This is a genomic window from Nonomuraea purpurea, assembly GCF_042650645.1.
Taxonomy (GTDB): Bacteria; Actinomycetota; Actinomycetes; order Streptosporangiales; family Streptosporangiaceae; genus Nonomuraea; species Nonomuraea purpurea.
The window spans coordinates 1-1,730 of record NZ_JBHSBI010000079.1; the positions used below are offsets into that span (position 1 = coordinate 1).

Below are 1,730 nucleotides of genomic sequence, written 5' to 3' on the forward strand. Positions count from 1 at the left end.
GCTAGCCCCGTTTTCCGCACGTGAGTGATCTTCAGCGAAGGTCTCGTGGATCGATGTCGAGGAGGTCCAGGAGATCAAGTTGGAGTGCGGTGGGTTGCGGGATGGTCGGGGGTGACTGGCCGGTGCCCGGGATCAGCCGGATACCGGCCAGGGCGTCGAGGACGAGCTTGCCGGTGGGCACTGCGGGCCGTCCGGCGTACAAGCCGTTGACCTTGGCCTGGCCGCGAGCCGCCAGGGCGTGGCGGACCTGGCGTTCGATCAGGCAGAAGATGAGCAGCGCCAGGCAGATCACGGTGATCAGCGCGGCGATGCGGCGGTTGCTCTTCAGATACAGGCTGGTCACGGCCAGCGGCCCCTTGAATGCCTGGTAGCGGCGCTCGACCGCTTCTTGGCCTTTGTAGTGACGCAGTACCTGTCCGGCGTCGACCTGATCCGCATCAAGGTCGGTCAGCAGGGCGTACCAGCCGTCGGTGGCGGCTTCGGCCTCCAGCACCTGCTGGTCGAAGTGCCAGGCCAGGGTGGGTTTGCCGGTGTCCGGGTCGGTGCCGGTGACCGCGGTCAGGTAGGCGGCCACCCGCCGGGCGCGGCCGATCGCGGTGATCCGGTCGGTGACGGCCTGCTCGTCGGGGTAGTGGCGTCCGCCCAGACCACGCTCCAGCCGGGCCAGATCTTCACTGGCCCGCGCCAGCTTCTTGGCCCGGGCGGCCTCGGCCGCCTGAGCGCGGGCCGAGGAGTGCACGAAGACTCGCCGCAGCGTCAGCACCGGGTCCTTCTTGCGCGGGCCGGCCAGCGTCATGACGTCGTCACGCACGTGCCAGACGCCACGCCGCTCGACGGGCTTGCCCTCGTCCCGGGCGGCGACATAGTCCACCCGGGTGGCCGCAGAGATCTTCTGGCCTGCCAGGGTCTCGGCGCTGACGTAGTGCTTGGAGGCCGGCGCGATGAAGGCCACCCCGCCGGCGATCATCGCAGCCAGGTTCGCATACGAGACCAGCTTGGAATCACCGATCATCAGCATCCGTTGCGGGCCGGCCAGCTTCTGCAGGCCCTGCATCGCGCCGATGACCTGCCCGACCTCACCGGCCGCGCCGTCATAGGCGCGGTGAAAGACCGGGATCGCGCCGTCACCGCTGACCGCGATCCCGGCCTGGACCTGCTTCAGATCCGGCCGCCGGTCTTTGGGGTGGCCGAAACGCGGCCGCGCGTAGCCGGGCTCGGCATCGTCGTAGTCGCCGTGCAACGAGATCGAGGTCATGTCCCAGTGCAGGCGTGTCACCTCCACGCCGAACGCCTCGATCGCGGCCAGCCCGACCGACCCGGCCAGATGGTCCAGGTGCGGAGCTATGGCATCCAGAGCGCGGCCGATGCGGTCATCGTTGAGCAGGCCCGGCTCGACCCCGAACGCCTCGCCCACCGCCCAATTCCGGGCCCAGTCCTGCACGTGCACCAGCGGGGCAGGCGAGGTCAGCCGGTTGGCCACCAGCGCCTCGATCACCTGCCCATGAGTCAGCTCCGCGACATCACGCACCGGGCAGGCCGCATCCACCAACTCCCGGATCCGTAACCGCGAGCAGAACCCGGCGATGACCGGCAACGCTCCGAGCATCTTCTCAACACTGGCCTGGCCCCACTGCGCACGCTGTCTCACCAGCCAGGTCATACCGCGATGACGATCACCACAGCAACCTGGCGATCTTCAAACAACCGCACGTGCGGAAAACGGGGCTAGC

Annotated in this window: 1 protein-coding gene; it reads right to left on the reverse strand. The window is 68.7% G+C overall.

What is annotated here, in order from left to right:
• Positions 1-31: 31 nt before the first annotated feature.
• Entirely contained in the window at positions 32-1,648 is a 1,617-nt protein-coding gene (locus ACFOY2_RS54585; protein WP_379536104.1) for an IS1634 family transposase, read from the reverse strand.
• Positions 1,649-1,730 lie beyond the last annotated feature (82 nt).